The 6,000-nt window shown below is 73.0% G+C and carries 6 protein-coding genes; 1 reads left to right on the top strand and 5 read right to left on the bottom strand.

The genetic code is table 11. From position 1 onward, the window contains the following. Window positions 1-48 precede the first annotated feature (48 nt). From UWG_RS0102485 to UWG_RS0102465, 5 genes are all read right to left on the bottom strand, one after another. On the bottom strand, window positions 49-1,398 hold the full coding sequence (locus UWG_RS0102485; protein WP_016905626.1) for an MFS transporter: 1,350 nt from the start codon (window positions 1,396-1,398) through the stop codon (window positions 49-51). Between the two features lie 62 nt (window positions 1,399-1,460). Continuing rightward, window positions 1,461-2,888 (bottom strand): FAD-dependent oxidoreductase, encoded by a 1,428-nt coding sequence (locus UWG_RS0102480; RefSeq protein ID WP_016905625.1) that lies wholly within the window; start codon window positions 2,886-2,888, stop codon window positions 1,461-1,463. After that, window positions 2,885-3,679 carry an SDR family NAD(P)-dependent oxidoreductase gene (locus UWG_RS0102475; protein ID WP_029391099.1) on the bottom strand — a complete coding sequence of 265 codons (795 nt, stop codon included), beginning with the start codon at window positions 3,677-3,679 and terminating at the stop codon, window positions 2,885-2,887. The genes UWG_RS0102480 and UWG_RS0102475 overlap by 4 nt, the downstream gene beginning before the upstream one ends. Continuing rightward, the gene (locus tag UWG_RS0102470) at window positions 3,672-4,514 is read right to left on the bottom strand and encodes an SDR family NAD(P)-dependent oxidoreductase (protein ID WP_016905623.1); all 843 of its coding nucleotides are present in this window, start codon (window positions 4,512-4,514) and stop codon (window positions 3,672-3,674) included. The genes UWG_RS0102475 and UWG_RS0102470 overlap by 8 nt, the downstream gene beginning before the upstream one ends. 43 nt (window positions 4,515-4,557) lie before the next feature. After that, window positions 4,558-4,998, bottom strand: coding sequence for a nuclear transport factor 2 family protein (locus UWG_RS0102465; RefSeq protein ID WP_016905622.1), 441 nt, complete (start codon window positions 4,996-4,998; stop codon window positions 4,558-4,560). 165 nt (window positions 4,999-5,163) lie between these two features. Here UWG_RS0102465 and UWG_RS0102460 point away from each other — a divergent pair, with 165 nt between their 5' ends. After that, window positions 5,164-5,826 (top strand): IclR family transcriptional regulator, encoded by a 663-nt coding sequence (locus tag UWG_RS0102460; RefSeq protein ID WP_016905621.1) that lies wholly within the window; start codon window positions 5,164-5,166, stop codon window positions 5,824-5,826. The last annotated feature ends 174 nt before the right edge of the window (window positions 5,827-6,000 follow it).

The following is a 6,000-nucleotide window of genomic DNA, read 5'->3' as shown; positions in this document are numbered from 1 at the left end:
CGGCCGGCGTCCGCCCCGCCGAGGGAGGGCGGACGCCGGCCCGCCTGCTCAGGCGGAGTCGGCCGCGACGGGCTGGGAGGCCGCTTCCGTCTCGCGCGTACGCCCTTCGCGCGGCACCCGGAGGAAGAGCAGCATCAGGGCGCAGACGACGAGGCAGCCGATCGGGAAGTACAGCCCCACCGTGACGTTGTCCGCCGTGGCGTTGGCCCCGATGACGTACGGGCCGAGGAAACCGCCCAGCGCCGCGACGGAGTTGATGCCGGCGAGCCCGACGGCGGTGTGCTCGCGCGGCAGCAGCCGCGCCGCCATCGCCCAGTACGGCGCCATGTACCCGAGCACGCCCACCGCGACGAGCGAGAGGCAGACGAGCGCCGCCACGGGCGTGTGCCGGAAGGCGATGGTGCCCGCGAGGCCGGCCGCCGCCAGCACCATCAGCCCGACGACATGGTTCCGCCGCTCCCCGCTGCGGTCCGAGTTCCGAGCGACCAGCACCATGCCGAGTGCCCCGACGGCGAACGGTATCGCCCCCAGCAGGCCGATGTTGGTGGCGGAGTAGGACGGGTCCATCTGCTGGACGATCTGCGGCAGGAAGAACGTGAACCCGTACAGGCCGCAGGCGGCGAAGAGGTTCGCCACCGCCAGGTGCAGCACGGTGCGGTTCTTCAGGGCGCGCAGTTGCCCGAGGAAGGTCTCCTTCTCCTCCGGCTGGTACTCGCTGCTGATCTCCCGCTCCAGCCAGGCGCTCTCCTCGGAGCTGAGGAACCTGGCCTTCGAGGGGCTGTTGGGCAGGTAGAGGAGGGTGACGATGCCGATGAGGATGGCCGGCGCGCCCTGGAGCATGAAGACCCAGCGCCAGCCGCTCATCCCGAACCAGTCGACGTGGTCGAGAATCCACCCGCCGGTCAGGCTGCCGAGCACCATCGCCACCGGTTGTGCGAGGGCCATCGCCGCAATCGCCCGGCCGCGCTCCTCGGCCCGGAACCAGAGCGTCAGGTAGAGGAGCAGCCCGGGGAAGAGGCCGGCCTCGGCGACGCCGAGCACCAGCCGCGCGGCGTAGAGCTGGGTGACGTTGGCGACGAAGCCCGTGATCACCGTGACGATGCCCCAGCTGACGGCGATCCGCGCCAGCCACAGCCGCGCACCCACCTTCTTCATCAGCATGTTGCTCGGGACTTCGAAGACGACGTACGCGAGGAAGAAGACGGCAGCGGCGGTGCCGAACGTCGCCGCCGTGATGCCGAGTTCGTGCGCCATGCCCAACTGGGCGTAGCTGATGTTCGACCTGTCCATGTAGTTGAAGACGTAGAGCAGGCCGACGATCGGGAGGATGCGCCAGGAGACCTTCTTGACGGTCCGCTTTCCCAGCTCGCTTTCCTCGACGTTGAGGGGAGCTCCCATGACAACTCCTTGGGGAGGCAGGGGTTTCCTGCGGCGGGACGCGCTCGTCCCGCGTCTGCGGTTCAGTGGGTCGCCGCGCGGGCGGCGTTGCGGCCGGCGAGCCGGCCCATCGTCACGGCGTTGGCGACGGCGTTGCCGCCGCCGATGTACCGCTCGCCGAGGACGCCGGCACCCGCCTCGCCCGCGGCGAAGAGCCCCGGCACGGGAGCGCCTCCGCGGTCCAGCGCCGCGGCGTCGCCGTCGATCTCCAACCCCGCGTGTGTGCAGACGAGTTCGGCCGGCAGCAGGCGGACGGCGTAGTACGGCGGTTCGCCGATCGGGTCCGGCTCGGTGGGGCCGCCCTTGTTGGCGAGCGTGCGGTGGCGGAGGAACTCCGAGTCCCTGCCGTGCGGCAGCTCGGCGTTCCAGCGGGCGACGGTCGCGCGCAGCGCCTCCGCCGGCACGTGCATCGAGACGGCGAGCGCGTCGAGCGACTCGGCGCGCGGCGTGCGTCCGGCCGCCGCCTCCGCCGCGACGCCCTCGGGGGTCCAGTCCGCGTACCCGACGGGGAGGCCGCGACGGGCGCGCTCGTCGAAGACGGCCCAGACGGGCCCCGGTTGGGCCTCGATGATCCCGGAGGAGACGGCGTACGAGGCGTCCTCGTCCATGAACCGGCGCCCTGCCGCGTTGACATGGACGCGGGAGGCGGGCGGGAAGCCCGACTGCCAGTGGTGGTAGCGCTGGAAGTACGCCGTCGGCAGCATCAGGCCCCAGCCCTCGCCCGTGACGGACCCGTCCACCTGCGAGGCGAACCGGAGATGGTCGCCGCGGCTGCCGGGGGCCGCCACGACGAAGAGCGACTCCCCTGCCCGGTGCGCCCGCGGGTAGTACCGCTCGACGAGCGCCGGGTCCTGCGCGAAGCCGCCGGTCGTCACGGCGACCGCGGGTGCGCGGACCTCGATGCCGTCGGCGACCACGCCGCGGACCCGTCCGTCCTCGTACAGCAGCGCCTCGACCCGGGTGTTGAGGACCGTCTCCACCTTGTGCCTGCGGCACGCCCGCTCCAGCACCTCGACGAGCCCGTACCCCTGGTCGCGCGGCACGTGGCCGCGCCAGACGTCCTCCACGCCCGCCTGGCAGAGGCCGGGCGTGTGGGCGTCGGTCGAGACCGCGGCGGGCACGTCGAGGCCGAGCGAGACGAGCCACTCCAGCGCCGGCCCCGCGTGTGCGCAGAACGCGCGGACCAGTCCGGGCTTCAACTGCCAGTGGTTGAGATCCATGTAGTGCTGGAAGAACCGCTCGACGGTGTCCTCGACGCCGAGCGCGCGCTGCACCGCGGTACCGCCCGCGGTGAACAAGCCGGCCGACAGCCGCGTCGAGCCGCCGAGTTCGCGCTCGGACTCGAAGAGCAGCACTCGCGCGCCCTCCTCGGCAGCGGAGGCGGCCGCGGCGAGGCCCGCGCCGCCGCCGCCCACGACGACGACGTCCCACTCGTCGTGTGCGTCGGTCATCGGGCGATCTCCTCGGCGTCGGCGAGTATGCGGTGGTAGAGCCCGTTGGAGACGAGCCCGCCGTCGACGGTGATCTCGGCGCCCGTCACGTAGGAGGAGCGGTCGGAGAGCAGGTGCAGCACGATGTCGGTGACCTCCTCGGGTCGCGCCGTCCGCCCCGCGGGGATGCTGCGCACCGCCGAGTCGACGAACGCGTCGGCGCCGTCGAGCAGTCCGGTGGCGACGAGCCCGGGGTGGACGGAGTTGACGCGGATGTTCCAGGCGGCCAACTCGCCGGCGGCCGACTTCGAGAGCCCCGTGAGCCCCCACTTGCTGGCGGAGTAGGACGGCGAGAAGTACCCGATCTGACCGGAGATCGAAGAGATGTTGACGACGGCGCCGCCCCCGCTCTCCCGCATCAGCGGGGCGGCGGCCTGCATGCCGTGGAAGGCCCCGTCGAGGTTGACGCGCAGCACCTGGTCCCAGACCTCCTCCGAGGTCTCCAGGAACCCCAACCGGCGGGAGATCCCCGCGTTGTTGACGAGCCCGTCCAGCCGCCCCCGCTCCGCGCGCACCTGCGCCACCAGCCGCCGCCACTGCGCGGAGTCGGTGACGTCGAGCGCGTGCACGGACGCGGTACCGCCGGCGGCGGCGATCTCCTCGGCGACGGGGCCCGCGTCCGCCGTGTCGGCGAGGCAGACGTGGCTGCCGCGGTACGCGAGGGCCCGCGCGTGCGCGGCACCCATCCCGCCGGCGGCCCCGGTGACGAGGACGACCTCCGGGTAGCGCACCGGCTCCCTGAACTCAGACATGGCGGGAGCCCCCGTCGACGGCGAGGCTGTGCCCCGTCACGTACCGCGCGCTGTCGGAGAGCAGGAACAGCAGGGCGCCGAAGACCTCCTCCGGCGCACCGAGCCGGTGCAGCGGCACCGAGTCCAAGGCGTGCTTCAGCGCCGCCGGGTCCTCGCGCACCCACCGGGTCATCTCGGTGTCGATGTAGCCGGGGGCGATGGCGTTGACGCGCAGCCCCTTGTCCCCCAACTCCACGGCGAGGGACTCCGTCAGGTGCGCGACGGCCGCCTTGGAGGCGCAGTACGCGCCGCGTCCCCTGCGGACCCGTACCGCCGAGACGGAGGACATGTTGACGATCGCACCCCCGGGCTCCATGTGCCGCGCCGCGGCCTGCGCCCCGTGGAGCACGCCCTGCACGTTGACCCGGAGCGTCGAGTCGATCTGCTCGGGGGTGATCTCCTCGGCGAGCCCGTAGGGGAAGACGCCTGCGTTGTTCACCCAGAAGTCCAGCCGGCCGAACTCGGCGAGCGCGGTCTGCGCCAACTCCTCGTGCCCGTCGGCGTCCCCGACGTCGAGCGCGACGGGGCGCACCCGTCCGCGGACGCCGTCGGCGGGGACGGTGCGGGTGCCCGCGTTCACGGCGTCGGCCGTCGCCTTCATGGCGTCGGGGTCGAGGTCCCCGCCGACGACGTCGACCCCGCGGGCGACGAGCCCCTCGGTGTAGGCGGCGCCCATCCCGCGGGCGGCGCCGGTGATCACGGCGACCTTGCCGGGGAGTTCGGGGTAGTGGGCGGCGACCGCCCGGTCGATCACGCGTCCGGGGCCCTGCTGCTCGTCGTTGCTGAGTGTGCTCATTGCGGCTCCTTGCTCGTGCCGTCGCAGCCGACGGCGAGGCGGTTCAGGCGTCGTCGCGGCGGACGGTGCGGTGTGCGATGCGCCAGGCGTCCCCCTCGCGCACCAGGCGGTCCGAGACGGTCGTGAACCGCACGAGGCGCGGATCGCCCCCGCGCGGCGTGGCGACGATCTGGAGGTACGCCTCGACGGCGAGGGCGCCGTCCGCGGTCTCCTCGGAGTGGACGACGAGGTTGGTCAGCACGTGGCGGCGCACCTCGCCCGCGCTCCGCGCGTCGGCGGCGAACTGCTCGGCGAACGCGGTGAGTTGCCCGGTGCCGACCGAGGGTTCCGGATAGCTGGGCGAGTGGAAGGCGCCGTCGTCGGTGAAGGTGGCCGCCCACTCGGCGGCGCGCCCCGAGTCGATCAAGTGACTCTGGAGCGCGTACAGCTGGTGGATCTCGGCGAAACGGGCACCCGCGGGTTCCGCTCCAACGCTCTGTGCCATAGGGGTCCTTGAAGTGACGTTGTACCGCCCCGGGCGGCGTGCGATAATCGCACCCGCCGTGCGAATTTCGGCGAGCTTAAGTAAGCGCCTCGGAACCGTCAAGGGAGGGCCATGGCCTCGGTTGGGGAGGAACGGGCGGGGAGCACGGTCGCGTGGGAGCCGTGGATGTCCAAGACGCTCCACCACGGGCTGCTCGTCCTGGAGTTGCTCTCGGAGAACCCGAAAGGGCTGTCGACGACGGAGATAGCCGAAGGCGTGGGTCTCCACCGCACGGTCGCGCACCGCCTCGTGCGCACGCTGGAGGCCCATCACCTCTGCCGGCGCGACGAGTTCAAGCGCATCCTGCCCGCCACCGGCCTGGTGAGCCTCGCCGAACCGGTGGAACGGGACCTGCGCGCGCTCGCCCGCCCCGTGCTGGAGCACCTCGCGGACGCCACCCGCGCCACCACCCACCTCGTGGTGCGCGAGGACGAGTCGGAGGTGCGCGCGCTTCTCGTGGTCGAGCCGCGCGAGGCGAAGGTGCACGTCTCCTTCCGCCCCGGCCAGACCCATCCCGTCGACGCGGGGTCGGCCGGGCTCGCGCTGCTCGCCTCGGCGCCTCCCCTCGACGGGGAGCGGCCCGAGGTCGCCGAGGCCCGCCGGCAGGGGTACGCCGTCACCGACGGCGAGGTCATCCCCGCCGTCATCGGCGTCTCCGCGGCCGTGCCGACCCGCCGCGGCAGATCCACGACGAGCGTCGGCGTCTCCGTCTTCGAGCTTCCCGACGCGGCGCAGCTCGGCCGCACCGTCACCGAGGCCGCAGCGGAGCTCGCCGATCGGCTGCGCTGAGCGGCCGATTCCCGTGGCGCAGGCGGCGTTCGGGGGCGTTCAGCGGGTTCGGGGGCTGCTGCTCATGGAGGAGCCCTGCCGCGACCGCCACCGGGCTTCCGGGGGCGAGGCCGCAGCAGGGCCGGTTTCCGCCGTACAGCGCGCAGTTGACGCTGCGGGCCGGCGAGTGGAGGG

Origin of the sequence: Streptomyces xiaopingdaonensis (genome assembly GCF_000262345.1) — a bacterium.
GTDB lineage: Bacteria > Actinomycetota > Actinomycetes > Streptomycetales > Streptomycetaceae > Streptomyces > Streptomyces xiaopingdaonensis.
The sequence above is the reverse complement of the archived record's forward strand: the minus strand, read 5'-3'. Positions and strand labels throughout refer to the sequence as shown.

Bases quoted from the DNA above. Each gene is read 5' to 3' on its own strand.
- UWG_RS0102485 (WP_016905626.1), bottom strand. From the start codon at position 1,398: ATGGGAGCTCCCCTCAACGTCGAGGAAAGCGAGCTGGGAAAGCGGACC.
- UWG_RS0102480 (WP_016905625.1), bottom strand. From the start codon at position 2,888: ATGACCGACGCACACGACGAGTGGGACGTCGTCGTCGTGGGCGGCGGC.
- UWG_RS0102475 (WP_029391099.1), bottom strand. From the start codon at position 3,679: ATGTCTGAGTTCAGGGAGCCGGTGCGCTACCCGGAGGTCGTCCTCGTC.
- UWG_RS0102470 (WP_016905623.1), bottom strand. From the start codon at position 4,514: ATGAGCACACTCAGCAACGACGAGCAGCAGGGCCCCGGACGCGTGATC.
- UWG_RS0102465 (WP_016905622.1), bottom strand. From the start codon at position 4,998: ATGGCACAGAGCGTTGGAGCGGAACCCGCGGGTGCCCGTTTCGCCGAG.
- UWG_RS0102460 (WP_016905621.1), top strand. From the start codon at position 5,164: ATGTCCAAGACGCTCCACCACGGGCTGCTCGTCCTGGAGTTGCTCTCG.